27 protein-coding genes are annotated in these 25,119 nt (G+C 71.8%); 13 read left to right on the top strand and 14 right to left on the bottom strand.

Going from position 1 to position 25,119, the window contains the following annotated elements:
• From DN771_RS15015 to DN771_RS14995, 5 genes are all read right to left on the bottom strand, one after another.
• On the bottom strand, positions 1–747 hold the full coding sequence (locus DN771_RS15015; RefSeq protein ID WP_162941978.1) for a ferritin-like domain-containing protein: 747 nt from the start codon (positions 745–747) through the stop codon (positions 1–3).
• Positions 748–914: 167 nt separating this feature from the next.
• Positions 915–2,375: an FGGY family carbohydrate kinase gene (locus tag DN771_RS15010; protein WP_116998362.1), complete on the bottom strand. Its 1,461-nt coding sequence runs from the start codon at positions 2,373–2,375 to the stop codon at positions 915–917.
• On the bottom strand, positions 2,372–2,779 hold the full coding sequence (locus DN771_RS15005) for a hypothetical protein (RefSeq protein WP_116998361.1): 408 nt from the start codon (positions 2,777–2,779) through the stop codon (positions 2,372–2,374). Before DN771_RS15005 ends, DN771_RS15010 begins: the two co-directional genes overlap by 4 nt.
• The gene (locus DN771_RS15000; protein ID WP_162941977.1) at positions 2,770–4,239 is read right to left on the bottom strand and encodes an FAD-binding oxidoreductase; all 1,470 of its coding nucleotides are present in this window, start codon (positions 4,237–4,239) and stop codon (positions 2,770–2,772) included. Before DN771_RS15000 ends, DN771_RS15005 begins: the two co-directional genes overlap by 10 nt.
• Positions 4,240–4,338: 99 nt before the next feature.
• Positions 4,339–6,078 carry a glycerol-3-phosphate dehydrogenase/oxidase gene (locus DN771_RS14995; RefSeq protein WP_205528607.1) on the bottom strand — a complete coding sequence of 580 codons (1,740 nt, stop codon included), beginning with the start codon at positions 6,076–6,078 and terminating at the stop codon, positions 4,339–4,341.
• Between the two features lie 189 nt (positions 6,079–6,267).
• On the opposite strand from DN771_RS14995, the gene DN771_RS30420 reads away from it, so the two are divergent.
• The 5 genes from DN771_RS30420 (at position 6,268) to DN771_RS14970 (ending at position 11,072) form a co-directional block, all read left to right on the top strand.
• Positions 6,268–6,525: a WhiB family transcriptional regulator gene (locus DN771_RS30420; protein WP_227462363.1), complete on the top strand. Its 258-nt coding sequence runs from the start codon at positions 6,268–6,270 to the stop codon at positions 6,523–6,525.
• Positions 6,526–6,663: 138 nt separating this feature from the next.
• Positions 6,664–7,707 carry an anthranilate phosphoribosyltransferase gene (gene trpD / locus DN771_RS14985; RefSeq protein WP_116998477.1) on the top strand — a complete coding sequence of 348 codons (1,044 nt, stop codon included), beginning with the start codon at positions 6,664–6,666 and terminating at the stop codon, positions 7,705–7,707.
• Between the two features lie 18 nt (positions 7,708–7,725).
• Complete coding sequence (locus DN771_RS14980) at positions 7,726–8,577, top strand: homoserine kinase (protein WP_116998358.1); 852 nt, start codon at positions 7,726–7,728, stop codon at positions 8,575–8,577.
• A gap of 184 nt (positions 8,578–8,761) precedes the next feature.
• Entirely contained in the window at positions 8,762–10,009 is a 1,248-nt protein-coding gene (locus tag DN771_RS14975) for an NYN domain-containing protein (protein ID WP_116998357.1), read from the top strand.
• A gap of 97 nt (positions 10,010–10,106) precedes the next feature.
• Entirely contained in the window at positions 10,107–11,072 is a 966-nt protein-coding gene (locus DN771_RS14970) for a DMT family transporter (RefSeq protein ID WP_162941976.1), read from the top strand.
• A 10-nt stretch (positions 11,073–11,082) separates the two neighbouring features.
• On the opposite strand, the gene DN771_RS14965 is transcribed toward DN771_RS14970, so the two are convergent.
• The 4 genes from DN771_RS14965 to DN771_RS14950 are packed head-to-tail and all read right to left on the bottom strand — an operon-like array spanning position 11,083 to position 14,652.
• Positions 11,083–11,814 carry a GntR family transcriptional regulator gene (locus tag DN771_RS14965; RefSeq protein ID WP_116998355.1) on the bottom strand — a complete coding sequence of 244 codons (732 nt, stop codon included), beginning with the start codon at positions 11,812–11,814 and terminating at the stop codon, positions 11,083–11,085.
• Complete coding sequence (locus DN771_RS14960) at positions 11,811–12,752, bottom strand: hydroxymethylglutaryl-CoA lyase (protein ID WP_162941975.1); 942 nt, start codon at positions 12,750–12,752, stop codon at positions 11,811–11,813. Before DN771_RS14960 ends, DN771_RS14965 begins: the two co-directional genes overlap by 4 nt.
• Positions 12,749–13,402, bottom strand: a complete 654-nt coding sequence (locus DN771_RS14955) for a carboxymuconolactone decarboxylase family protein (protein ID WP_116998353.1) — start codon at positions 13,400–13,402, stop codon at positions 12,749–12,751. Before DN771_RS14955 ends, DN771_RS14960 begins: the two co-directional genes overlap by 4 nt.
• The gene (locus DN771_RS14950; RefSeq protein WP_116998352.1) at positions 13,402–14,652 is read right to left on the bottom strand and encodes a CaiB/BaiF CoA transferase family protein; all 1,251 of its coding nucleotides are present in this window, start codon (positions 14,650–14,652) and stop codon (positions 13,402–13,404) included. Before DN771_RS14950 ends, DN771_RS14955 begins: the two co-directional genes overlap by 1 nt.
• A 163-nt stretch (positions 14,653–14,815) precedes the next feature.
• Between DN771_RS14950 and DN771_RS14945 the strand changes: the two genes are divergently transcribed.
• From DN771_RS14945 to DN771_RS14920, 6 genes are read left to right on the top strand one after another with little or no spacing between them, the layout of a single operon-like run.
• The gene (locus DN771_RS14945) at positions 14,816–15,010 is read left to right on the top strand and encodes a hypothetical protein (protein WP_116998476.1); all 195 of its coding nucleotides are present in this window, start codon (positions 14,816–14,818) and stop codon (positions 15,008–15,010) included.
• Positions 15,011–15,032: 22 nt separating this feature from the next.
• Positions 15,033–16,109, top strand: a complete 1,077-nt coding sequence (gene queG / locus DN771_RS14940) for a tRNA epoxyqueuosine(34) reductase QueG (protein ID WP_162941974.1) — start codon at positions 15,033–15,035, stop codon at positions 16,107–16,109.
• Positions 16,106–17,227, top strand: a complete 1,122-nt coding sequence (locus DN771_RS14935; protein ID WP_116998350.1) for a glycosyltransferase family 4 protein — start codon at positions 16,106–16,108, stop codon at positions 17,225–17,227. The genes queG and DN771_RS14935 overlap by 4 nt, the downstream gene beginning before the upstream one ends.
• Entirely contained in the window at positions 17,224–17,808 is a 585-nt protein-coding gene (locus DN771_RS14930; protein WP_116998349.1) for a hypothetical protein, read from the top strand. Before DN771_RS14935 ends, DN771_RS14930 begins: the two co-directional genes overlap by 4 nt.
• The gene (locus DN771_RS14925) at positions 17,805–18,254 is read left to right on the top strand and encodes an SRPBCC family protein (RefSeq protein WP_116998348.1); all 450 of its coding nucleotides are present in this window, start codon (positions 17,805–17,807) and stop codon (positions 18,252–18,254) included. Before DN771_RS14930 ends, DN771_RS14925 begins: the two co-directional genes overlap by 4 nt.
• Before the next feature lie 22 nt (positions 18,255–18,276).
• Entirely contained in the window at positions 18,277–19,209 is a 933-nt protein-coding gene (locus DN771_RS14920) for an ROK family protein (protein WP_116998347.1), read from the top strand.
• A gap of 10 nt (positions 19,210–19,219) precedes the next feature.
• On the opposite strand, the gene DN771_RS14915 is transcribed toward DN771_RS14920, so the two are convergent.
• On the bottom strand, positions 19,220–19,753 hold the full coding sequence (locus DN771_RS14915) for an NUDIX hydrolase (RefSeq protein ID WP_116998475.1): 534 nt from the start codon (positions 19,751–19,753) through the stop codon (positions 19,220–19,222).
• A gap of 19 nt (positions 19,754–19,772) precedes the next feature.
• Positions 19,773–20,294 (bottom strand): inorganic diphosphatase, encoded by a 522-nt coding sequence (locus tag DN771_RS14910; protein ID WP_116998474.1) that lies wholly within the window; start codon positions 20,292–20,294, stop codon positions 19,773–19,775.
• 62 nt (positions 20,295–20,356) lie between these two features.
• Between DN771_RS14910 and DN771_RS14905 the strand changes: the two genes are divergently transcribed.
• Positions 20,357–21,580 (top strand): aminotransferase class I/II-fold pyridoxal phosphate-dependent enzyme, encoded by a 1,224-nt coding sequence (locus tag DN771_RS14905; protein ID WP_116998346.1) that lies wholly within the window; start codon positions 20,357–20,359, stop codon positions 21,578–21,580.
• A 9-nt stretch (positions 21,581–21,589) separates the two neighbouring features.
• On the top strand, positions 21,590–22,240 hold the full coding sequence (locus DN771_RS29545) for an ACT domain-containing protein (protein WP_162941973.1): 651 nt from the start codon (positions 21,590–21,592) through the stop codon (positions 22,238–22,240).
• A gap of 25 nt (positions 22,241–22,265) precedes the next feature.
• Here the strand turns inward: DN771_RS29545 and DN771_RS14890 are convergent, their stop codons facing one another.
• The 3 genes from DN771_RS14890 to DN771_RS14880 form a co-directional block, all read right to left on the bottom strand.
• The gene (locus DN771_RS14890; protein ID WP_116998343.1) at positions 22,266–22,859 is read right to left on the bottom strand and encodes an LOG family protein; all 594 of its coding nucleotides are present in this window, start codon (positions 22,857–22,859) and stop codon (positions 22,266–22,268) included.
• A gap of 193 nt (positions 22,860–23,052) precedes the next feature.
• On the bottom strand, positions 23,053–24,546 hold the full coding sequence (glpK, locus tag DN771_RS14885; protein ID WP_116998342.1) for a glycerol kinase GlpK: 1,494 nt from the start codon (positions 24,544–24,546) through the stop codon (positions 23,053–23,055).
• A 19-nt stretch (positions 24,547–24,565) separates the two neighbouring features.
• Positions 24,566–24,904, bottom strand: a complete 339-nt coding sequence (locus tag DN771_RS14880; protein WP_162941972.1) for a hypothetical protein — start codon at positions 24,902–24,904, stop codon at positions 24,566–24,568.
• Positions 24,905–25,119: the final 215 nt, after the last annotated feature.

Genomic DNA, 25,119 nt, shown 5'->3' with positions numbered 1-25,119 from the left:
TCAGGCCTCGGTCGTCTCGGTCGTGGAGTCATCCGTGTCGGCCGACTCGGTGTCGGCCGACTCGGGCTCGGTGTCGGCCGCTTCGGTCGAGGCGGGCTCGGTGGCGGAGCCCTCGCTGCCCGACGGCTCCGAACCGCCGCCGGCCGGAGCCTGCGACGTGGCCGAGTTGTCGAGCATGGCGGCGAGATCCTCGCCGTCGCCGGCCACGCTGGCCAAGACGGTGCAGTGAGACGATTCGACGAGCAGCGCGGCCGACAGCGTCTTGGCCCCCTCGACGCCTTCGAGGCGGCCGACGAGGTCGGTGTGCGTGACGACTGCCGCCGACTCGAGCTCGTAGGCGGCAGCGATGACCCCGTCGAGGTCGTCGCCCCCGAACGATCCCTCGAGGCTGTCGAAGCTCGCGTCGTCGCGCTCCTGCGGTGCGTCCACGCCGAGCAGGGCGGACAGGGCGTTGGCGTACTCCTCGTGGTTCTCACGGAAGGCTCGGAACACGTTGACGTGCTCGGTGTCCTTCACCGCGCCGGCGAGGGCGACGTCGTACAGATCGCGAGCGGTGAGCTCGAACTGCTGGGCGAACGAGAGCAACTCGACGTCGGCCTCGGTCGGGCGGGCCGGGGAGGCGACGGTGGTGGGAGGGGCGGCCGGTTCGCTTCCCGTGGCCGACGACTCCGGCGCCGAGTCATCGGCCGAAGACGTGGGAGGAGTCGAGGGCGGCGTCGAGCGTGGCGCCGCGGTTCGGTTGTCCACGAGGGGCGGTCCTTCCGTCTGGGTGGTGGCTCGGGCCGACGGGGTCGGTCCGGTCCTGGTCTGAGATGTCGTCGAGGCGGTCTGTTGGTGCGTTTGGGGCGACCGCTGCCCGCCGGCGACGGCGGGACGGGCCCTAGCTTTCCTGCTCGGAGGCGGGCCGAACAACTTTAGAAGTCCAAGGCCGAGAGTTCCGGGATCCATCCCTGGGCTCTCGTCACGGCATCGGCCCACCGATCGCGCTCGCCGGGGCGGCCTCCGTCGACCGGTTCGACGACCTGCGCGGGGCGCCACATCGCCTCGGCATCGGCGATGTCGTCCCACACCCCGACGGCCAGACCGGCGAGGAAGGCGGCACCCATGGTGGTCGCCTCGGCGACCGGGGAGACCTCGACCGGCCGACCCGACAGGTCGGCGAGGGCCTGGACGAACGTCGGATTGGCCGACATCCCGCCGTCCACCCGGAGCCGATCGATGGCCGTCCCCGTGTCGGCTTCGGTGGCCTCCACCAGGTCGACGCCGCGGTGGGCGACCCCCTCGAGCACCGCCCGCACCAGGTGAGCCGACGTGGTGCCACGTGTGATGCCGAGCAGCGTGCCGCGGGCTCCGTAGTCCCACGACGGCGTGCCGAGGCCGAGCAGCGCCGGCACGTAGACCACGCCTCCGGCGTCGGGCACGCTGGCCGCGGCATCGTGGCTGGCCGCCGGCGAGTCGATCAGCTTCAGGTCGTCGCAGAGCCACTCGACGTTGCTGCCGGCCGACAGCATGATCGCCTCCGAGCCCCACGACAGCCCGGAGTCCCGCGACCAGGCGACGATCGGGAACGTGCCGTGCTCGCACCGGTGCGCCGACGCGGGTGCGGTCGCGCCGGTGCACGTGTCGAGCATGCCGCCCGTCCCGAACGTGATCTTGGTGCTGCCGGGACGGACGCAACCCTGCCCGACCATCGAGCTCTGCTGGTCGCCGGCCAGCCCGGCGAGCGGCGGGGCCCCGGGCAGGGCCGTGGCCGAGCCGATCACGCCCGACGACGGCACGATCTCGGGCAGCACGCCGGCCGGGAGTCCGAGGGCATGGAGCACCCGGTCGTTCCACGCCGTCGCTGCGGCGACGGTCAATCCGGTGACCGCTGCGTTGGTGTGATCGGTCACATGGGCGGCGCCACCGGTGAGCGTCCAGGCGAGCCACGAGTCGACGGTGCCGAAACACAGGTCCCGGCCGGCGGCCTCGGGGACGTTGGAGAGGATCCACGCCAGCTTGGTGGCCGACTGGTTCGGCGCGAGGGCGAGGCCGTGCTCCGAGCGTGCGGTGATGCACTCCATGACCGTTCGCAGGTCCTGCCAGCCGAGGCCGGGACCGATCGGCTCACCCGTCGAGCGATCCCAGACGATGGTGCTGGAGCGCTGGTTGGCGACGCCGACCGCGACGACCGGCGCCGTCGCCCGGGAGAGCACGGCCGTCGCCGCATCGAGAGCGGTGGCCGCCATGTCGGCCGGATCGAACTCGACCAGCCCGGGGAACGGGGTCGACGGCGGCGTGGGCCGGACCTCGATGTCGGTGATGCGGAGGGTGTCGTCCACCAGCGCCGCCCGCAGCGACGTCGTCCCCACATCGATGACGAGAACCATCGTCATGGTGCCCTCCGGGTCGGGGTGAAGCCCTTGGACTGCAGGCGCTGGCCGATCCAGCCGCCGAGCAGACCGGCGCCGACCACGATCGACAGGTTGAAGAACACGGCGAACCAGCGCACCTCGTCGGAGCGGATCAGGCGGATGGCGATGAACACCGCCTGCGCCGCGACGTAGGTGAGCGACGCGGTCACGATGCCGTGGCTGAGCGGCGTCCCCGCCCGTTGCACCCAGGCAGCGCAGCCGGCGCCCAGGACGAACCCGGCGATGGCGCCGAGCGTGAGGATCACGGCCCCGTTGGAGTTGTCGTTGTCGGCGACGATGCGCGCGGCAATCGAGAACGGCACGGCAAACACCAGACACACGCCGGCCCCCGCCCTGATGGCCGCCCAATCCCACTTCATGGCCATGGAGACGCTCCGAAGGGGGAGGCAAGACCGAGCTTGCCGGGGTTGAGGATGCCGGCGGGGTCGAGGGCGGCCTTGACGGCGGCGAGCACGGTGAGGCCCTCGCCCAGCGCCTCGGCGGCGAAGCGGGCCCGATTGATGCCGACGCCGTGATGATGCGACAGGTTGCCGCCGCCGGCGAGCACGGCTCGCTGCCCGGCATCCCACATCGCCACGTACGTCGACTCGACGAGGTCGGCCGGCGGGAGCGCGGCGAACGTGAAGTAGAGGCAGGCGCCGTCGGTGTAGCTGTGCGACAGGTGACACGTGGCGGCCCGGGCGTGGGGTACGGCCGACAGGGCGGCACGGACGTCGCGGAACAGCGCGTCGAGGCGGCTCCACGGCGCGGCGATCTCCATCGTGTCCACCACGTAGCCCTTGCGGGTCAGCGCCTGCAGCGCGCTCGTGTCGTTGCGGTGCTCGAGCCAGGCGTCGACCAGCGCCGCCGATGCCGGCGCGCCGAGCCGGCAGGCGTCGGCGACGACGTCCATCGTCGCGTCGACGATCCGCGGATCGCCCTCGTCGAGCACGAGCAGGGTGCAGCTGGAACCGTCGCCACCCCGTCCCGAGCCCATCGATTCGACCTCGTCGTAGAGCCGGAGCACCGCCGGCGTGGCGCCGTTGCGCAGGATCACCCGGCAGGCCTCGACGCCGTCGGCGAACGAGGCGAACGAGTACGCGGCCCGGCGCTCGGCGACGGGCACCGGATGAGCCCGCAGCCACACGGTCGTCACCACCCCGAGCGTGCCCTCCGAGCCGCAGAAGAGCTGGGTGAGGTCGGGGCCGGTTGCGGCAGCCGGCGCTCCGCCGGTGCGCACGACCGTGCCGTCGGCGAGCACCACCTCGAGGCCGACGACGAGGTCTTCGATCTTGCCGTAGCGCGTCGAGTACTGCCCGGAGCCGCGGCAGGCGACCCAGCCGCCGACGGTGGCCAGTTCGAGGCTCTGGGGGAAGTGACCGACGCTGAGTCCGTACCCGGCGAGCGTCGACTCGAGGTCGGGCCCGAACACACCGGCACCGGCTTCGACGATGCCCGACACCGTGTCGACGTCACCGATGCGATCGAGCCCGGTCAGGTCCAGCACCACGCCGCCGAAGGCCGGGGCCGCGGCGCCGGTGACGGCGCTGCGCCCGCCGGCTGGTGTGACCGGCACGGCGGCGCCGCGGCACGCCCGCAGGACGGCGCCGACCTGTTCGGTGGACGTCGGCCGGACCACCGCCGCCGCCCGCGACGGCACCTGCCCGGCGAGCGCCCAGTGCATGGCGAGTGGCCACCAGTCCCGCGACGCGTCGGCGGTGACATCCTCGGCGTCGTCGACCGGAGCGATGGCGCGCAGCTGGTCGAGCAGTTCGGACGTGACCGCCACTCCGTCGCCCCAGCGTGGCGCCGACCCGGTGAGTTCGATCGGAGGTGTCGGCCGCACGCCGCGGAACCCTATCCGGACCGTAACTGACGGGATGTGCCCGGCCCTCCCGTCGGACCGGCAGTGGTCCGAGATAGTGCCTGGCACTATCTCGGGACGTCAGGCGACGGGGACGGAAGGGGTCTCGGCGTCGGCGCGCTCTCGGGCGACGAGTTGTTCGTACTCGGCGAGCTGGTCGGCGACGGTCGCCTCGTCCCATCCGAGCTCGCCGGCAAGCAGCCGGGCGACATCGGGGGCCGCCGCCACGGTGGCCTCGCGATCGAGCAGGTGGCAGCGTGTGCGGCGGGTCAGCACATCGGTGAGGGAGACGGCCATCTCGTGGCGCGCCGCGTACAGCGCCTCGGCCCGTTCGTACGGGAGACCCGGCACGAGCGGCTCGCCGAGCGCCGGGTCGGCGGCGACGAGGGCCTCGATCGATTCCCGCAGGGTGCCGTAGCGGTCGCCCAGCCGGGCCTCGCGGGAACCGGCCGGTGACTCGGAATAGCCGTCGGCGCCGAGGAGCCGCAGCGATCGGGTGCTGTTGCGCCGGGGCAGGTACTCCTGCAGCTGCTGGCGCCAGCGGGTCAGCCGGCCGAGCCGGGGGCGTCGCCCGGAGAGGGCGTCGGCGACCGCGTCGACGGTGTCCTCGGCCATCTCGCGATACGTGGTGAGCTTGCCGCCGGCGATCGAGATCACGCCGGTGTCGCCCACGGTGACGCGGTGCCGACGGGAGAGGTCGGCGGTGCGTCCGCTCGCCGAGTCGTCGCGGACGAGAGGGCGGAGCCCGGCCCACACGCCGGTGACGTCAGCCGGCGTCACGCCCGTGGTGACGGCGGCGTTGAGCGCGCGGAGCACGTAGTCGATGTCGTCGGCCGTGCACGGCGGGTCGTCGAGACGGCCCTGGTAGTCGGTGTCGGTGGTGCCCACGTACGTATGGTCGAACGTGCCGTCGGCCCGGGCCCCCCACGGCACGACGAACAGGCTGCGCTTGTCGCCCGGAACGGGGATCACGGCCGCGATGTCGTTGCGGACGAGCCGCCACGGCACCGTGAGGTGGACGCCCTTGGCGGGGCGGATCGTGTGGCTGATCTCGCCGCCGGCCCGCTCGAACGCCCGCACCTCGTCGGCCCAGACGCCGGCGGCGTTCACGACGACCTTGGCCCGTACGTCGATGGTGCCGTGGCCGGTGTCGACGGTGGCGCCGCCCACCCGGCCGTCGGCGTCGTGGAGGAAGTTGGTGACACGGGCGTAGTTCGCCACCACCGCGCCCTTGGCGGCGGCGGTCCGGGCGACGGTGAGGACGAGCCGGGCGTCGTCCACGGTGGCGTCGTAGTAGATGTAGCCCCCGCTCAGCCGCTCACGAGGCATCGTCGGCATGTGCCGGTGTGCCGCGTCGGCGTTCACCCTCCGGTGCAGACGGCCGATCCGCCAGCCGCCGGTGAGGTCATACATCCACATCGCCGAGCCGAGCGCCCGAGCCACCCGCTTGGGGATGAGGCCGTCCTTGGTGAGGATCGGCAGCAGGAACGGGAGGATCTTGACCAGGTGCGGGGCGTTGCGCCGGAGTCGCTTGCGTTCGCGAAGAGCCTGGTAGACGAGGTGAACGTCGCCCTGCTGGAGGTATCGGAGGCCGCCGTGGACCAGCTTGGAGCTCTTCGACGAGGTGCCCGAGGCGAAGTCGGACGCCTCGACGAGCGCGGTCGCCAGACCTCGATTGGCGGCGTCGAGGGCGACACCCACCCCGGTGATCCCCCCACCGATGACGAGCACGTCGAATGACTCGTCGGCGAGGCGCCGCAGCATCTCGCTCCGATCGAACGGGGGTTCGTGCTGCTCGATGGAGCGGGGCGCATCAACCACGGCGCCCAGGCTATGGCACGGTCATCCGCACGTGCTTCGAAGGCGGTCGTGGTCGGTGTGTTCCGGGTGCCGGCGGGTGGCCGAGCGACCGTGCCACTCTTCGCTGGAATTTTGCCCCTTTACGGACCGGCGGAGTTGGTTCTATCGTTCCCGCTCGCAGACCTACTTGGAACGGGGGAGTCCAACAACGTGTCGTTGCAACACATCGAGCGGCAATCATCGATCGAGTGGCGTCAGGCCGGAGCATGCCGAGGACTCGACGCGACCATCTTCTACCCGGACGACGACGACGACGCCGAAGAGGCGAAGTCGGTGTGTGATCTCTGCGGCGTCCGGGCTGCGTGCCTCGAGCACGCCCTGATGAATCGCGAGAAGGCGGGCGTGTGGGGTGGCGCCACCGAACGGGAACGACGCCGGATCATTCGCCAACGCCGCCGGCCGGCCTGAGCCGGCGAAGAAGGGGGTGGTAACCGGCCAGTTTCCGCGCGCCCGCTACTCGATACCGTGGACTGGGTGACATCGGCGACGAGCGACACCCCGACCGCGACCGGCAGCGCCAGCCCCTCCCCGGCGGGCGCAGATCTGCTGAGCGCGTACGGCGGGTGGCCGGGTGTGATCACCCACGTCGTCGAAGGTCGTGACCTCAGCGCGCCGCAGGCTGCCGCGGCGATGGGCACGATCCTGTCGGGCGGCGCCACGCCGGCCCAGCTGATCGCCCTCACCGTCGCCCTGCGGATCAAGGGCGAGACCGCCGACGAGCTGTCCGGTCTGCTCGACGCCGTGCTGGCGGCCGGAGAACAGGTCCCGCTCAGCGACGAGGTGCGTGCGTCGGCGGTCGACATCGTCGGCACGGGGGGCGACCGCTCGCATTCGATCAACGTGTCGACGATGGCCGCCATCGTCACGGCCGGGGCCGGGGTACCGGTGTGCAAGCACGGCGCCCGGGCGGCCTCGTCGAAGTGCGGCACCGCCGACGTGCTGGAAGCGCTGGGGGTGGTGCTCGAGCTCTCGCCGGCCGGCGTGGCCCGTTGCGTCGACGAGGCCGGCATCGGCTTCTGCTTCGCTCCCCGCTTCCATCCGGCGTTCCGCTTTGCCGCGCCGGCCCGCCGCGAAGTCGGCATCCCGCTCGTGTTCAACCTGCTCGGCCCGATGGCCAACCCGGGGCGGGTGCGCCGCCAGGTGATCGGCGTGGCCGATCCCCGCTTCGCCGAGCGCATGCTGGCGTCCTTGCGGGCCCACGGCTCCACCGACACGTGGGTGGTGCACGGCGGGGGCCTCGACGAGCTGAGCACCACCGGGCCGTCCACGGTCCTCGCCCTCGACCACGACGGTGGGGTGCGGACGTTCACGATCGACGCCGTCGAGCTCGGCCTGGCCCCGGCCACCGAGGAGCAGCTGGTAGGCGGCGACCCGGCGGAGAACGCCGATGTGGTGCGTCGCGTCCTCGCCGGCGAGCACGGCGCCCACCGTGACATCGTGGTCCTCAACGCCGCCGCCGCGCTCGTCGTCGGTGGCGCCGCCGCCTCGATGGCCGACGGCCTCGTGCTGGCGGTGGACTCCATCGACAGCGGCAAGGCAGCGGCGACGCTCGAACGACTCGTCGCCGTGTCGCAAGCCGCGGCCGACTGAGCCCGGGCTGGCGGCACCGTGAGCGACAGCAGCGTCCGCGTGCCGGCCTCGACGGCCAACCTCGGTCCCGGGTTCGATGCGCTGGGCATGGCGTTGTCGCTGTTCGCCGACGTGGGTGTGCTGAGCGACGCCACGCCGTCGGAGCTTCGGGCGAAAGTGGTCGACGAGCATCACCCGGCGTCGATCGCCTTCCGGCGGGCCGGCGGCGACGGGACGGTCTGGGTGCGGTCACCGATCCCGATGAGCCGGGGCCTGGGGTTCAGTGGGGCGATGCGGGTGGGAGGCGCGGCGGCGGCCTGCCGACAGCGGGGCGACGATCTCGGCGATGCCGGCACGCGTCGGTGGATCCTCGACGTCGCCGCCGACCTGGAGGGTCACGCCGACAACGTCGCGGCATCGGTGTACGGAGGAGTGGTGGTCACGGCCGGCGAGCACGTCGTGCCGGTGTCCACGCCGCTCCGTCCCGACGTCGTGGTGTGGGTGCCCGAGGCATCGACGACGTCGACGGACGCCTCACGGACCAGGTTGCCGCCCACCGTCGCCTTCGCCGACGCCGCGGCCAACGTCGGTGCCGCGGCGCTCCTGGTGGCCGCGCTGGCCGCCGGTCGGGTGGACGCGCTGCGTGCGGCGACGGCCGACCGTCTCCACCAGGACGTGCGGTTCGCAGCCGCTCCGGACTCACGGAGGGCGCTCGAGGCCGGCCTGGACGCTGGCGCGTGGTGCGGCTGGCTCTCGGGCAGCGGTCCGTCGGTGGCCTTCCTCTGCGAGCCGGGCCACGGGGCCACCCTCGCCGACGCCCTCCCGCCCAACGGCCACCCCAAGCTGCTGTCCATCTCCACCATCGGCGTGCATCCCACCCCCCAAACCTGATTCTCAGGCGTCTCCGGTCGCGAAAACGCGACCGTGGCGGCACTGGAATCACGCGCCTCCGTCAAGATCCAGCCCCAGATCGCCGAATGGCACGATCGAGCCCCAGATTCTTGTGGGGTGCCGCCCGACTGCTCGGGCCAGCCGGTGGCGATGGGGCGAGTGCTGCGCTCCTATCGTTGACCATGTGGAAACGACGCCGGCGCCCGGCCCGACGACACTCGAGCACCGCCATCTGCGGTCCGCGCTCGAGTTCGCCGTGGGTGTCGCCGACGCCGGCCAGCGCCTCAAACCGCCGCTGGTCTTTCCGCCCGAGCTGAAGCCGTTCCTCAAGCAGCAACGCCTGCCGGGAGCCGGACTGGGCCGGATCCGCCGGGCGATCGAGGCCGACCCCGAGTACCGCCACCGACTGGCGGTGGCCGCCACTGCCGAGCTGGTCGACCCGATCGGACTGGAGTGGCTCCGGCGCGAGGAAGGCTGGGAGGACCGCATCAGCACGCTCATCGAGGCCGAAGCCGAGGCCGCCGCAGAAGCCGACGCGGCGCTCGCCCTCAAGCGGTCCGAGCGGCGCCGCGAGGCGGCCGAGCAGGTGGCGGTACGCACGCGGACCGAGCTCGCCGCACTGACCGAACAGCTCGAGGAACGCACCCGCGAGCTGTCCGAGAGGGCGGACCACCACCAGGCCTCCGGGGCCGAGCTGGAGCAGCTGCGCGCCGACCTGGCTGCGGCCAAGCAGGCCGCCCGGCATGCGGGCGACCGGACCAACGCGGCACAGCAGCGCCTGGCCGGCGTCGAGGCCGAGCGTGACGCGGCGCTCGCACGAGCGGCCGAGGCGGAGCGGCAACGCGACGAACTGTTGGCCGCCCGCGCCGAGCAACACGGCGTGCCGGTGTCGGCCACGCAGCTCGGCGAGCTGCGCGAGCTCGCCGAATGGGCCAAGGGCATCGCCGACCGGATGTCCCGGCTCGTCGACGTCCGCCCCGCCCGGCGGGTCCCGATCGGTCTGCCCGGCCCGCTCGCCCGAGATCCGCGCAAGGCGGCCGAGTATCTCCTCAAGACCCCCTCCGTGCTCGTGTTCGTCGACGGCTACAACGTCGCCAAGCTCACCTGGCCGGACCTCGACCTGCAGGCCCAGCGCGAGCACCTGCTCGACGCCGTCGACACGGTGGCCCGCCGGTACGGCAGCGACATCACGGTCGTGTTCGACGGCGCCGACATCCCGGGCAGCCACACCCGCGCCCGCCGCCTGGCGAGGGTGCGCTACTCGCCCGGCGGCGTGATCGCCGACGACGTGATCCGCTCCGAGGTCTCGGCGGCGGACGCCTCGCGGCCCGTCGTCGTGGTCACCAACGACGCCGAGATCCGTCGTGACGTCACCGCCGCCGGGGCCAATGTCGTGGCCAGCGACACGTTCGCCGCCGTGGCTCTCGGCTGACGACGGGCGGCGGCCCTCCGCAGCACCGCTCGAATGCTCGGCGGGCGCGGGTGGAACCGCTGACGGTGGGCCGGTCGAGCGCCACTACCTTGGCGCCGTGACCTCGCTGCGCAACAGCGCCGGAACCGACGAACCTGCGCCGAATGCGCCGACGGCGGCCACGCCCGGTCGTCTTCCCGCCACCGCCGAGGGGACGAGTGCGGCCCCCTTCGGCGTCGTCGACTGGGGACTGGTCGCCTTCGCGGCGGCCATCTGGGGCGCCTCGTTCCTGCTCATCGCCGAAGGGCTCGAGGCGATGGAGCCCGGCGTCGTCACGATCGGGCGCCTGGCCTTCGGGTTCGTCACGCTGGCCTTCGTCCCGAAGACCCGCCAGACCCGCATCGCGGCGGGCGACTGGCCCCGGGTCGCGTTGCTCGGCTTCGTCTGGTTCGCCATCCCCCAGACGCTGTTCCCGATCGCCGAGCAGTGGGTGTCGTCGGCGGTCGCCGGGATGCTCAACGGCGGACTGCCGATGTTCGCCGCTGCGGTCTCGGCGATCCTCCTGCGAAGGCCACCCGGGCGCAGCCAGCTGCAGGGGATCGTCGTCGGCTTCGCTGGCGTCGTGTGCATCAGCCTGCCGTCGCTCCAGGGTGGGTCGAAGACGGCCTTGGGGACCGTGCTCGTGCTGCTCGCGATCGTCGCCTACGCCTTTGCCGGCAATCTGATGGTGCCGCTGCAACAGCGCTACGGGGCGATCGGCGTGATCGCCAGAGCCCAACTGGTCGCCGTGGTGCTCACCGCCCCCTACGCGATCGTCGGGCTCGGCGAGTCGAGGTTCGAGTGGAAGCCCTTCGGCGCCGTGCTGCTGCTGGGCACGATCGGCACCGGTGTGGCGTTCGTCGCCGCCGGCACGTTGATGGGTCGCGTCGGCGCCACACGTGGCTCGGTGATCGCCTACCTGATCCCGGTCGTCGCCCTCGTGCTGGGGGCCCTGGTGCGCGACGACCCGGTCGATGCGATCGCCGTGGTCGGTCTGGCGCTGGTGCTTGCCGGCGCCTGGCTCACCAGTCGCGCCGGTCGCTAGTGGTGTGTCGTCAGCCGCCCTGGCCGGAGGAGCGGGCCTCGGCGGCGAGGCCGTCGCGCACCATGTCGTGTCCCTGGGCGATGTGCTCGGCCATCAGGCGGCCGGCCCGCGTGCCGTCGCCGGTGCTGACCGCCTCGACGATGAGATGGTGGAACAACGCCGAGCGCTGCAGCTGGTCGCCGTCGAAGTCGCGCAGCGCCCGGAACACCAGAGGAACGTCGACCGTGCCGGCGAGCAGGGCACCGAGGCGATCGTGGGCCGCCGCCGCGACCACGGTGTCGTGGAAGCGCCGGTTGGCGGCGTTCAAGGCCCTCGTCTGGGCGACCGACCCCTGGACGCCACGGCGCCGGGCCGCAGCGACCTGCTCGACAGCGGCGGAGAACTCGGCGGCCGCGGCGTGCAGGGCGGCGAGCTGCTCGGCCGTGCGCCGGCCGGCGGCCAGTTCGGCGGCGTACGACTCGAGGCGGCCGCGCAGCTCGTAGAGGTCGTCGATCTCGGCAGCCGAGATCGACCTCACGACGACGCCGCGGTTGCGCTCGCTGGTGACGAGGCCGTCGGACTCGAGCCGGCGCAGCGCCTCCCGCACGGGTGTGCGCGACACGCCGAGCTCGGCGGCGATCGCCTGCTCGACCAGGCGGGCCCCCGGCGCGTAGCGACCCTCGACGATGCCGGCGCGCAGCCGCTCGTACACGGGCTCACCGGGGAGCTCGGTGCCGGCGCCGGGGCCGGCCCGGTCGCTCATGGCGTCGCGTCGAGCGGCGAGAGCGTCTTGAAGCGCGGTCCGGCGACGCCGACGTGGCTGGCCACCGGCCGACCGACGAGGCGGCACGCCAGCTCGGCCGCCTCGATGAGACGCTCGACGTCGACACCGGTGGCGACGCCCATCTCGGCGAGCACGTGAGCCAGGTCTTCCAGCGCGAGGTTGCCCGATGCGCCGGGAGCGAACGGGCAGCCGCCGAGACCGCCGACGCTGCCGTCCACGCGCACCGCGCCGGCATCGATGGCCGCGAGGGCGTTGGTGACGGCGAGACCGCGGGTGTCGTGGAGATGGATGCCGACAGGGAGGTCGGGATGGTCGGCGGCGACGTTGCGCACCAGGGCGGTGACCTCGGTGGGGATCGCCGTGCCGATCGTGTCGGCGAGCCCGATCGAACGGACGCCGACCCGAGCCGCGTGGTCGGCGGCGCGTCGCACGTCGGCGGGATCGACGGGCCCGGTGTGCGGGCAACCGAACGCCGTGGCCAGCGTGACCTCGACGGCGGCACCGTCGGCATCCGCCAGCTCGACGATCTGGCCGAGGTCCTCGAGGGAGCCGGCCGTGGGCCGCCCGGCGTTGTTGCGGTTGTGGGCGTCGGAGACCGACACGACGAACTGAACGTTCCGGAGCCCGGCGGCAAGCGCCCGTTCCGCCCCGCGGCGGTTGAGCACCAGCCCCCACCGCGTGGGTCCGCCGGGATCGGCGGTGGCCGCCGCCAGTTCGTCGGCGTCGGCCATCGCCGGGACGCGGTCGGCGCGCACGAACGACGTGAGCTCGAGATCGTCGACGCCGGCGACGACCAGTGCGGAGTAGAGCGCCAGCTTGTCGGCCATGGCGATCGGCGACTCGTCCTGCAGTCCGTCGCGCAGCGTGACGTCGCGCAGCGTGACCCGGCCCGTCGCCGCCGGGTCAGGGCTGTTCATCCTTGCTCCGGCATGGCGATCGCGGCGCCGACGTCGAACGACACGAACCCTTCGGGCGCGGCGATCTCGACGATCGGGTCGTCGCGATCGTCCCATTCCAGGCGCAGCGCCCGGCTGATGACGGCGTGCATGTCGTACAGCATCGTGATGTAGGTGAGCTCGAGGATCTCCTCGTCACTCAGATGTTCGCGCAGGGCGTCGAACACCGCATCGGGCACGCGGCCGCCCTGCAGGACGAGGCAGTCGGTGTAGGCCAGGACGGCCCGCTGCACCGGCGTGAAGCAGTCGGCGATCGACCAGTTGGGGATCGCCGCGATCATCTCCTCGGTCATGCCGACGATGCGGCACGACTTGCAGTGCTGCGAGAACACGAACTGGCTGCTCTTGGCCCAGCCGGCGCGCGTCTGGCCGAGCTCGCGCAGCAGCGGGTCGAGGAGCCGCCGCGGGCTCCGGTAGAAGCCGAAGCCCTGGGACGCGTGGCGGAGGGCGTCGGGAACGAGGGCGAACACCGTCCACCAGTCGCCGGGCGTGCCGGTGGACGTGCCGGGCTCGGCGACGGGGTCGCGGCCAGGCCCGAAGAGGCGGTCGTAGGTGGCGTGGACGAGCTCGTTGTCCGTGTCGGCTCGGGACACCTGGCGAAGACGGGTCATCAGGACTCCTTGTCCGGTTCGGTGCCGGATCCGGTGGATCTGGCTGCGTTCGGGTCGACGGCGATCAGCTGGGCGGCGACGAGGTCGGCGATCTCGGTGGCGCCGATGCCGGCGACGTCGCGCAGGACGGCCTCGGTGTGCTGGCCGAGGCGCGGGCCCGGGTGCCGAACCGCGCCCGGGGTGGCCGAGAACTTCGGCACGATGCCGGTCATCGGCACGTTCCAGCCCTGGTGCGACGTCGCCCGCAGGACCATCTCCCTGGCGAGGTAGTGCGGGTCGGTCAGCATGTCGGCGGCGGTGTAGATGCGCCCGGCGGGCACGGCGTGCTCCTCGAGGATGGCGAGCAGCTCGTCGCCGCTGTGCTGGGAGGTCCAGTCGGCGATGAGCGCGTCGAGCTCCTCCATCCGTTCGCCTCGGGCGCTGTGGGTGGCGTAGCGCTCGTCGATGGCCAGCTCTCGGCGCCCCATCGCCGAGCAGAGGCGGGAGAACACCGAGTCGGCGTTGCCGGCGATGAGGATCTCCGAGCCGTCCGCGGCCGGGTAGACGTTGGATGGGGCGACGCCGGGCAGCACGCTGCCCGATCGGCCGCGCAGGACGCCGCCGAGCTCGAGGTCGGCCATCGAGGACTCCATCAGCGCGGCGACCGCTTCGTAGATCGCCACGTCGACCACCTGCCCCTTGCCGGTGGCGCGCGCCGAGGTGAGCGCGGCCAAGGCGCCGATGACCCCGAACATCGCCGCGAGGGCGTCGCCGAGCGAGACGCCGGCGCGGGCCGGCGGGCGGTCGGGGCTGCCCGTGGTGTGGCGGATACCGCCCATCGCCTCGCCGATGCTCCCGAACCCGGCGTCGCGCGATCGCGGTCCGGTCTGGCCGAACCCGCTGATCCGCACGACGACGAGGGTGGGGTTCTCGGCGGCGAGCACGTCGTAGGTGAGGCCCCACTCGTCGAGCCGGCCGGGTCGGAAGTTCTCGACGATGATGTCGCACTGCGCGGCCAGGCGGCGCACGACGTCACGTCCGCGTTCGTCGCGCAGGTCGATCGCGACCGAGCGCTTGTTGCGGGCGATCGCCGGCCACCAGATGCTGTCGCCGTCGATGGTGACGCCCCACGTCCGCATCGGATCGCCGCTGGTCGGGTCTTCGACTTTGACGACGTCGGCGCCGTAGTCGCCGAGGAGCTGTCCGGAGAAGGGGCCGGCGATGAAGCTGCCGAGCTCGAGCACGCGGACGCCGGTCAAGGGGCCACTCATCTCGGTAATCGTACACAACCCGGGGAACAACTCGCAGAGCGATCCTGCTCAGTCACAGACGTGGCGCGGTGATACCGGTGGATTGCATGCAACTGGTCGAGACACCTCCGCTCGGATCGATGCCGAGGAACGACTGTGACACCCCATCTCTATGGTCGCAGCCATGGTGATCTCGTGTGACGACTGCGTGATGCAGGACTCCGCTGCGTGCGGCGACTGCGTCGTGACCTTCCTGCTCGATCATGACCGCCCCGAGCGGCGCGGTGCCGTGGTGCTCGACATGCCCACGGTGCGGGCGGTGCGCCTGCTCGCCGACGCCGGGCTGGTTCCCGACCTGCGGCATCGGCGGGCCGGCTAGCCCTGCGCCGTACGCTGGTGCCGTGCGACACCGCCCCCCGACGCCGGCGCTCAGCGAGCTGCGTGATCTCGCGCTCGAGCACGGGATCGAGCATCTGGGCGTCGCCCGGGCCGAGGTGCTCGGGCGGGCCCGGCAGGCGTTGCACGAACGGCGTGACGCCGGGCTCGACGGCGGGATGGGGTTCACCTACCGCAACCCCGACCGCTCCACCGACCCCTTCCACTCCGTGCCCGGCGCCCGTTCCATCCTGGTCGGGGCGCTGTCCTACTACTCCGACGACCCCGCTCGCCCCTCCGGTCCGCACGCCCGGGTGGCCCGTTACGCGCGGGTCGACCACTACGCCCCGCTCCGCAGCGGGCTGCGAGCCATCGCCGCCCGACTCAAGGCGGCCGGTGACCGGGCGACGGTCTTTGCCGATGACAACGGGCTCGTCGACCGCGAGGCCGCGTACCAGGCGGGCATCGGTTGGTACGGCAAGCACGCCAACCTGATGGTGCCCGGCCGGGGTAGCTGGTTCGTGCTCGGTTCGGTCGTCACCACCGCCGGTTTCGAGCCGGCCGATGCGCCGGTGCGTGACGGCTGCGGGACGTGCCGGCGATGTCTCGACGCCTGCCCGACCGGCGCCATCGTCGCCCCTGGGGTCGTCGACGCCGGACGCTGCCTGGCGTGGGTGCTGCAGAAGCCGGGGACGATCCCGGTCGCCATGCGCGAACCCATCGGCGACCGCATCTACGGCTGCGACGATTGCCAGGAGGCCTGCCCGCCCGCCGTCCGCTTCGGCGCTCGGCATCCCGGCGCCGGTAGCACGCTGCCCGCGTGGGTCGACGTGCTCGACCTGCTCGAGGCCGACGACACGACGTTGCTCGATCGCCACGGCGGCTGGTACATCGCCGAGCGCGACCCCCGGTGGCTGCGGCGCAATGCCCTGGTCGTGCTGGGGAACACCGGATCGGGCACCGACGCCAGGACGCGCGCCGTGCTCGAGCACTACCGGTCGGGTCCCGACGACGTGCTCGCCGAACACGCGGCCTGGGCCGCCGACCGCCTCGGCGTCGCCGTCGTCGGTGCCGCGCCTCGTGCCGGAGGAACGCCGCGATGAAGCACGTGCTGGCCACCAACGACTTCCCGCCCAAGATCGGCGGGATCCAATCGCTCCTGTGGGAGTGGTGGCGGCGCCTGCCGAGCGACCGCTTCGCCGTGCTCACGAGCCCCTACGCCGGCGCGGCCGAGTTCGACGCCCAGCAGGCCTACCGCATCGAGCGTGTCCGTGAACCCGTCCTGCTGCCGCATCCGCTGATGGTCCGCCGCATCAACGAGCTGGCTGCCGACTTCGGCGCCGACTTCGTGGTGCTCGACCCGGCGATCCCGCTCGGCCTCGTCGGGCCGTCGCTCGAGCTGCCCTACGACGTCGTGCTCCATGGCGCCGAGGTCACCGTGCCGGGTCGCATCCCCGGTACCAAGCAGGCGCTCGGCCACGTGCTCCGCAACGCCCGCCACATCGTGTCGGCGGGCGAGTATGCAGCCACCGAAGCTGTCCGCGCCGCCGGACGCGACCTGCCGATCACCGTGGTGCCCCCGGGCGTCGACGTCGAACGGTTCCGGCCCATCGACGACGACGCACGCGTCGCGGCGAGGCGGCACTTCGGCCTGCCGGTCGACGACGAGCTGATCGTGTCGATCTCCCGGCTCGTGCCCCGCAAGGGCTTCGACGTCGCCATCCGCGCCGTCGCCGCCCTGGCCGAGGCCCGGCCCGGGCTCACCCTGGCCATCGCCGGCAGCGGTCGTGACGACGGTCGCCTGCGCAAGCTGGCCGCCGGGCTCGACGCGCCCGTGCGCTTCCTCGGTCGGGTGTCACACGAGGACCTGCCGTTGCTCTACGCATGTGCCGACGTGTACACGATGGCGTGCCGCACCCGTTGGGGCGGCTTGGAACAGGAGGGGTTCGGGATCGTGTTCGTGGAGGCGGCGGCGTGTGGCACGCCGCAGGTGGCCGGCCGATCGGGCGGAGCCGCCGAGGCGGTGATCGACGGCGTCACCGGCCTCGTCGTCGATCATCCCGACGACTGGAAGCAGGTGGCCGTGGCGTTCGAGGCGCTCCTCGACGACGAGGGGATGCGGGAGAAGATGGCCATCGCATCCCGCGAGCGCGCCGTCGCCGAGTTCTCCTACGACGTCCTCGCCGACCGGCTCGGCCGATCCCTCGGAGCCCTCCCGTGAGCGACGACCCCTCCATCGGACGCGATGCCGCCCTCTCCGGCGAGCGCATCGTGAGCGGCAACATCCTCGGAACGATCATCTTCGTCGTCACCGCCGTGCTCGCCGCCGCGTTCTTCACCACGACGTTCCAGTGGATCGGCGCCATCACCGCACTCACGCTGTTCGCCATCGGCGTGTTCGCCTTCCTGTGGGCCTACTTCCACGCCGTCGGGCGCAGCCGCACCGAAGAGATCGGCGTCGCCCAGCTGTACGTGATGACCGGCCCGCCCACCCCCGCACAGGTCCGGCGCACGATGCTGGCGCTGCTCGCCGTGCAGGTCGTCACCGCCACCGCCACCACGTTCGCCCGTCTCGACGGCCCCGACGGCAAGGCCGGTTCATCGCTCGCCGTGGGGTTCCTCGTGCCGATGCTCGGCTTCGGACTCAACGGGCTGTGGGTCGCCTTCCACGGCACGTTCCCGCCGCGCCGCCTCAAAGCCACGGCCGGCGACCCCCGCACGGCGGCGCCCGATCGCCCCGAATCACGATCGTCAACGAAAGCCAGCGCCTTGCCGGGCGAGTCAGGAAATGAGCAAGAATGACGGACATGGCCGCCGAGACCGCCACGGAGCACATCACGATCGCCGCGCCACCGGACCGGGTCTGGGAGATCGCCGCCGACATCGAGCGGTATCCCGAGTGGGCCAAGGACATCAAGGACGTCGTCGTCAGGTCACGTGACGAGCAACGGCGCCCCACCGAGGTGGAGTTCCGTGCGTCAGCGCTCGGCCGCAGCACGCACTACACGTTGGCGTACGACTACAGCAACGCTCCGACCACCCTCGCCTGGACGATGGTGAAGGGCGACATCCAGCGGCGGATCGAGGGCACCTACACGTTCAAGCCCGACGGCTCGGGCGGCACGGACGTGCAGTACGACCTCGTGATCGAGCTCGCCGCCCCGCTGCCCGGTTTCGTCAAGCGACGCGCCGAGGTGCGCATCCTCAACAACTCGATACGCGAGCTGAAGGCCCGAGCCGAGTCCTGAGCGGACCAAGGCTCGTCACAACGTGAAGATCGGTGTCGACGTCGGCGGCACCAAGTGCCTCGGCGTCGCCGTCGACACCGACGGTGTCGTCGTCGCCGTCGACCGCCGCCCCACCCCGCACGGCACGGAGGAGCTGACCGCCACGGTGTGCGGGCTGGCTCGCGCCCTCGCCGAGCAGACGGGGTTCGACGAGGCCACGTTCGGCGTCGGCTTGCCCGGCTCGATCACTCGCCACGGCGTCCTGACGTCGTCGCCCCACCTGCCCGGCGTCACCAACTTCGACGCCGGCGCGGCGTTCTCGTCCGACCTCGGCCGGCCGGTCGCCGTCACCAACGACGCCACGTGCGCCGTGCTCGCCGAGTGGCATCTCGGCGCCGGCCGGGGCGTCGACAACGTCGTGATGATCACGATGGGCACCGGCATCGGCGGGGGAGTGATCGCCGACGGCATGCTCCTGCTCGGCGCCAACGGCTACGCCGGCGAGTTCGGTCACATGATGATCGACCCCAACGGCCCGTCGTGCCCGTGCGGCCAGCGCGGATGCTGGGAGCGCTACGCGTCGGGGTCGGCGGTCGCTCTCGAGGCCAAGCGCCTCGCCGCCGATGGGATGCTCGAGGCCGTCGTGGCCCAGGCCGGCTCGATCGAGGCGATCACGTCCGAGCTGGTGGTGGCCGCAGCGGCGCGCGGTGACGCCGACGCCGTGAAGGTGCTCGACCACTTCGCCTACTGGATGGCGGCGGGCCTGGCGAACCTGACGAACGCCTTCGACCCGGCGTGCTTCGTGCTCGGCGGCGGCCTGTCGGAGGCGGCACCGGTGTTCGAGCCGATGCTGCGCCAACACGTGGCGGCCGCGGTGTACGCGTCGAATCTGCGGCCCCAGCCCGAGATCCGCTTCGCCGAGCTCGGCGAGCGCGCCGGGGCGATCGGCGCCGCCCTCTACGGCGCCACGCGCTGACGCCGCGGCCTCAGATCGCGCCGGTGACGAGGGCGTGAAGGACGCCGGTGAGGGAGAAGCCGTCGGGCATCTCGCCGCGGTCCACGATCGCCCGCAGCTCATCGATCGGCACCCACTCCACGCGGTCGGCCTCGGTCGGGTCCGACGGGGGACCGATCTCTGTCGCCCCGTCGGCGACGAAGACGTGGAACGTGTGGTCGGAGAGGCCGTTCACGGGGTGATAGCTGAGCAGATGGTGGATCGGGCCGGGCTGCCAGCCGGTCTCCTCGAGCGTCTCGCGGGCGGCCGCCTGCTCCGGCGTCTCGCCGGCATCGATGCGGCCGGCCGGTAGCTCCCAACCCCACGTGTCGGTGATGAAGCGGTGGCGCCACAGCAACAGCACCCCGCGATCGGGGTCGTGGACGATGGTGGCCGCGGCCGCCGCCGGCATGCGTACCACGTGGTGTTCGAAGCGCGGGCCGTCGGGGATCTCGACATCGACGAGCGTGAGATCCACCCACTCGCTCTGGTAGATGGGGCGCTCGCCGTGGACCCGCCACTGCATCGTCATGGCGGTGGCGTGCTCAGTGCGCGGATGCGCCGTGCGTCTTGGTGAAGTTCTCCTGCGCTTCTCTGATCTCCCGCCAGGCGTCCTCGCAGCCACCGATGCCCTGCGTCGAGGAGTGCTTCCCGGGCTCGAGCGCCTTGTACACCTCGAAGAAGTGACGGATCTCGGCGATCAGCTGCGGCGGCAGGTCGGAGATGTCGTGGGTCTCGTCCCAGCGCGGCTCGGTGGGCGGGACGCAGATCAGCTTGGCGTCCTCGCCTTTCTCGTCCTCCATGTACAGCACGCCGACCGGCCGGGCGGTGACCCACACCCCGGGGTACGTGGGATCGTCGAGCAGCACGAGGGCATCGAGCGGGTCGCCGTCACCGCCGAGCGTGTCGGGAACGAAGCCGTAGTCCGCCGGATAGGTCGTCGCCGTGAACAGCCGTCGATCGAGATAGACCCGGTTCGTCTCGTGGTCGATCTCGTACTTGTTGCGGCTGCCGCGCGGGATCTCGATGACGACGTGGATGCTGCCCTCCGGGGGACTCGAGCTCATGGTGTCGATCCTCGCATATCCGTCCCGATGGGCGAAGGCGAGCACCGGTAGCGTTTGTCACCATGCCGTCCAGCTTCGAGTTCAGGCGCATCGGGAATCTGCCCCCGTACGTGTTCGCGATCATCAACGGGTTGAAGATCGAGGCACGGCGTGCAGGTCGCGACGTCATCGACCTCGGCTTCGGCAACCCGGACATCCCGTCGCCCGACATCGCCGTGCAGAAGCTCGCCGAGGCGGCCACGAAGCCGGCCAACCACCGCTACTCGCTGTCGCGCGGGCTTCCCAAGCTCCGCGAGGCGATCGCCGGCTACTACGAGCGCACGTGGGGGGTGCAGCTCGACACCGAGCTCGAGATCACCAACACGATCGGATCCAAGGAGGGCTTCAGCCACCTCATGTGGGTGCTGCTCGACCGCGGCGACGCCGCCATCGTGCCCAGCCCGAGCTATCCGATCCACATCTACGGTCCGCTGTTCGCCGGCGCCGACCTGCGCCAGGTGCCGATGCGATCGCTCGCCAACCCCGCCCCTGAGGAACGGACCGGGTTCGCCGAGGAGTTCTTCGACCGTCTCACCACGGCCTACGACATCGGCTGGCCGAAGCCGCGGGTGCTCGTGATCTCGTTCCCGCACAACCCCACCGGCGCCATCGTCGACCTCGACTTCATGCAGCGCGTCGTCGACTTCTGTCGCGAGCGGGGCATGATCGTGGTCCACGACTTCGCCTACGCCGACATGGGTTTCGACGGCTACCAGCCGCCAAGCATCCTGCAGGCCGAGGGGGCCAAGGAGTGCGCCGTCGAGCTCTACTCGATGACGAAGAGCTTCTCGATGGCCGGCTGGCGCAGCGCCTTCCTGCTCGGCAACGCGGAGGTGGTGCAGGCGCTGGTGAAGCTCAAGAGCTACCTCGACTACGGCATGTTCCAGCCGGTGCAGATCGCCGCCACGGTCACGATCAACGAGGCGTCGGACTTCCCGGCCGAGGTCCGCGAGATCTACCAGAGCCGCCGCGACGCGCTGATCGACGGGCTCGACCGCATCGGCTGGCACATCCCCAAGCCGGGCGGCTCGATGTTCGTCTGGGCGCCGATCCCCGAGGCGTATGCCGAGATGGACTCGGTCGAGTTCTGCTCGCACGTCGTCCGCGAGGCCGACGTCGCCCTCTCGCCCGGGTCGGGCTTCGGCCCCGGGGGCGAGGGCTTCGCCCGCTTCGCGCTGATCGAGAACGAGAAGCGCATCGCTCAGGGCATCCGCAACCTCAAGCGCGGCCTGCCCAAACTGGGCTAGACACAGCCGATGGATCTTGAGAACGGGGACAGCGGCGCCGGAGCGCGCTCGCTCGTCGTGCGCTTGTGGCTGCCCGATCGTCCGGGTGCGCTCGGTCAGGTGGCCAGCCGGATCGGATCGGTTCGCGGCGACCTGTTGGCGATCGACATCCTCGAGCGCGGCGGCGGACAGGTGGTCGACGAGCTGGTGGTGTCGCTGCCGTTCGAGACCTCCGAGGAACTGCTGGCGAGGGAGATCGGGGCCGTCGACGGTGTCGCCGTCGAACACATCCGCCTCGTCGGACCGAATCGTCCCGATCCCGCCATGGCGATGTTCGAGCTGGCGGCCGCCGTGGCCGAGATGCCCGGCGAGGCGGTCAGCGTGCTGTGCACGGGTCTGGTCGACGCCCTCGATGCCGAGTGGGCTGTGGTCGTCGGCGAGGGCGCGGTCGTCGCCCGGGCGGGCAACGCACCCGGCGAGGCGTGGCTCGAGGCCTTCCTCGGCGGGAGCGAGCACCTCGCCGACGACCAGCTCGGCCCGGGTGACGTGCTGTGGGCCCGCATGCCCGTCAGCGGGCTGGCGGTCGCCGCCGGCCGGTCGGCGCGGGCCGTCCACGAACGCGAGCGGATGCGGCTGCGGGTGCTCGCCCGCATCGTCGACCAGCTGATCGCTGAGCGCTGAGCCGGCGTCGCCTCAGGCGGTCGCGTCAGGCGCTGGTCGGGCCGCTGGCGCGGTCCATCCACTTGTCGATGACGGGCGGGTCGAACGACTCGAAGCGATCGAGCAGCGACGCGGCGTCAGCGTCCACGAGCAGGCGGTCGGCGTGTTCACGGCGGAGGAGTCGCGAGTCGACGATGTGATCGATCAGCGCGACGAGCGGTTGCCAGAAGCCGTTGACGTCGAGCAGACCGACCGGCTTGCGGTGAAGCCCGATCTGTTGCCACGTGAACACCTCGAACAGCTCCTCGAGCGTGCCCGACCCACCGGGCAGCGTGACGAACCCGTCGGAGAGTTCGATCATCGCCAGCTTGCGCTCGTGCATGTTGTCGACGATGCGGAGGTCGGCGATGCCGCGGTGAGCGATCTCCTTGTCCTGCAGGACGCTCGGCAGTACCCCGATCACGGTGCCGCCGGCGGCGGTCGCGGCGTCGGCGACGACTCCCATCAGCCCGACGTTGGACCCGCCGTACACGAGGCCCAGGCCGCGTGCGGCGATCTCGGCGCCGAGGGCGGCGGCCGCGTCGGCGAACGCCGGGTCGGAGCCGGGGCTCGACCCGGCGTACACACAGATGCGTCTCATCGATGGCGAACGTAGCGTCCGCCACGCTCCGGGCTCCGCGGCGTTCTTGGGGGTCGGCCGGTCGCCGTCCCAACCGGAGGGTAAATACCGGACGCTTCGGTGGGGTAATTACCCTCCCGTTCGTACGTGGCGGTGACGGTCCACCCGGCCCGCCCGACCGGAGGGAAAATACCGGACGCTTCGGTGGATCCCGTCAGGAGTCGAGTGTCGGCGAGGCCCAGTGACGGGAGCGTTCGACGGCGCGGGTCCAGGTGGCGTGGAGGGCGTCGGCAGCGGTGCGATCGGCAGCCGGTTCGAACGCGGCGTCGAGCTGCCAGCGGGCGGCCACGGCGTCGAGATCGGGGAAGACGCCCTCGGCGAGGCCGGCGAGGTAGGCGGCGCCGAGCGCCGTCGTCTCGTGATCGGTCGGCCGGCTGACCGTGACGCCGAGCTGGTCGGCTTGCATCTGCAGCATGCCGTCCATCGCGCTCGCGCCGCCGTCGACCCGGAGCCCGGCGAGCGCCGTGCCGCCCGCCCTCACCATCGCCTCGACGGCGTCGCGCGTCTGGAACGCCATCGCCTCGACCACGCCGCGGGCGAGGTGCGCCGACGTGGTGCCCCTCGTGATCCCGACGATCGTGCCGCGGGCGTGCGGGTCCCACCACGGCGAACCGAGACCGGTGAACGCGGGCACGACGAAGACGCCGCCGTTGTCGTCGACGGACGCGGCGAGCGGCCCGATGTCCGCCGCGCTGGCGATGAGGCCGAGGCCGTCACGCAACCACTGGACGGCGGCGCCGGTGACGAAGATCGCCCCCTCCAGCGCATAGGCGACGGTGCCGTCGGCCAGCTCCCACGCGATCGTCGTGAGCATCCCGTCGGCAGGCGGCGGGCAGTCGGCGCCGACGTTGAGCAGTACGAAGCTGCCGGTGCCGTACGTGTTCTTCGCCATCCCCGGTGCGAAGCAGGCCTGCCCGAACAGGGCCGCCTGCTGGTCACCGGCGATGCCGCTGACGGGAACCGCCTCCGGAACGCCGCACCGCGCCGACGTGACGCCGATGCGGCCCGACGAGGGCACGACGCGGGGGAGGGCCGCGACCGGCACGTGCAACAGCTCGCACAGCTCGGGGTCCCACACCCGCCTGCGGATGTCGAACAGCATCGTCCGGCTGGCGTTGGTGACGTCGGTGACGTGGGCCTCGCCGCCGGTGAGGTTCCAGACGATCCACGAGTCGACCGTGCCGAGGGCGAGGTCGTCCGACACGGGCACGCCGCCGTGCTCGAGGAGCCACTCGTACTTCGTGCCCGTGAAGTAGGGGTCGAGGACGAGCCCGGTGCGCTCACGCACCAGCGGCAGCGCCCCGGCCGCGGCGAGCTCGTCGCAGCGCTCGGCCGTGCGCCGGTCCTGCCACACGATGGCGCGGGCGTAGGGCACACCGGTGCTGCGGTCCCACGCCACCGCGGTCTCGCGCTGGTTCGTGATACCGATCGCCGCCACGTTGTCGATGCCGACGCTCGCCACGACGTCGAGCAGCGTGGTGTGAACGGCGTCCCAGATCTCGGTTGCGTCGTGCTCGACGAGCCCGGGTGCCGGATAGTGCTGGGTGAACTCGGTGTAGGCGCTGACGGTCGGCGAGTCGTCGGCGAACACCGCCCGCGCCCGGACGCCGGTGGTCCCGGCGTCGATGGCGATCACGCAGCGCGACATCCCAGCCGCCGCGTCCGAGTCAGCGCCGCTTGCGGGCGCGGTTCGGGCCGGTGGACGTGCGCCGCGTCGGCGGCGGCTTGGGCCGGCTCGGCGCCGTCTGCGCGACGGCCTTCGGGGTGGCCGACGCCCGCGCCGTGCGCAGCTCGGCCAGCGTCTTGCGCTGGTAGCCGAACTTCGCCAACACGTAGCTGAAGCCGATCCACAGCGGGAACGACACGACCAGGCCGATCAGGACACCGCCGATGTCGGTGCTGTCCCGGAAGAGCGTGGCGAAGAGGATGACCATGATCGTGGCGTAGATCAGCCACTCCTTCGCCAATCGCTTGTACGGCACCGGCCGATTCGCGTCCCAAGCCATGGGCGACATCCTGCCAGACAAGGGTCGCCCTCCCACGCTCCCGGTCGTGGCCGTCGGCGAGATCCAGCAAGCGAGACATCCTGATCAATCCGGTGACAGACCACAGTGGTCTGTCACCGAGTTGGTGAGGTGGATCGCGCCGCTGGGCTCGTCGCTGGCAAGGCGCGAGGACGAAGGAATACGCCCGGTCTTTCGAGGACGAGCAACGCAGCCAA

The sequence above is a fragment of the Desertimonas flava genome (genome assembly GCF_003426815.1).
GTDB classification, from domain to species: Bacteria; Actinomycetota; Acidimicrobiia; order Acidimicrobiales; family Ilumatobacteraceae; genus Desertimonas; species Desertimonas flava.
The sequence above is the reverse complement of the archived record's forward strand: the minus strand, read 5'-3'. Positions and strand labels throughout refer to the sequence as shown.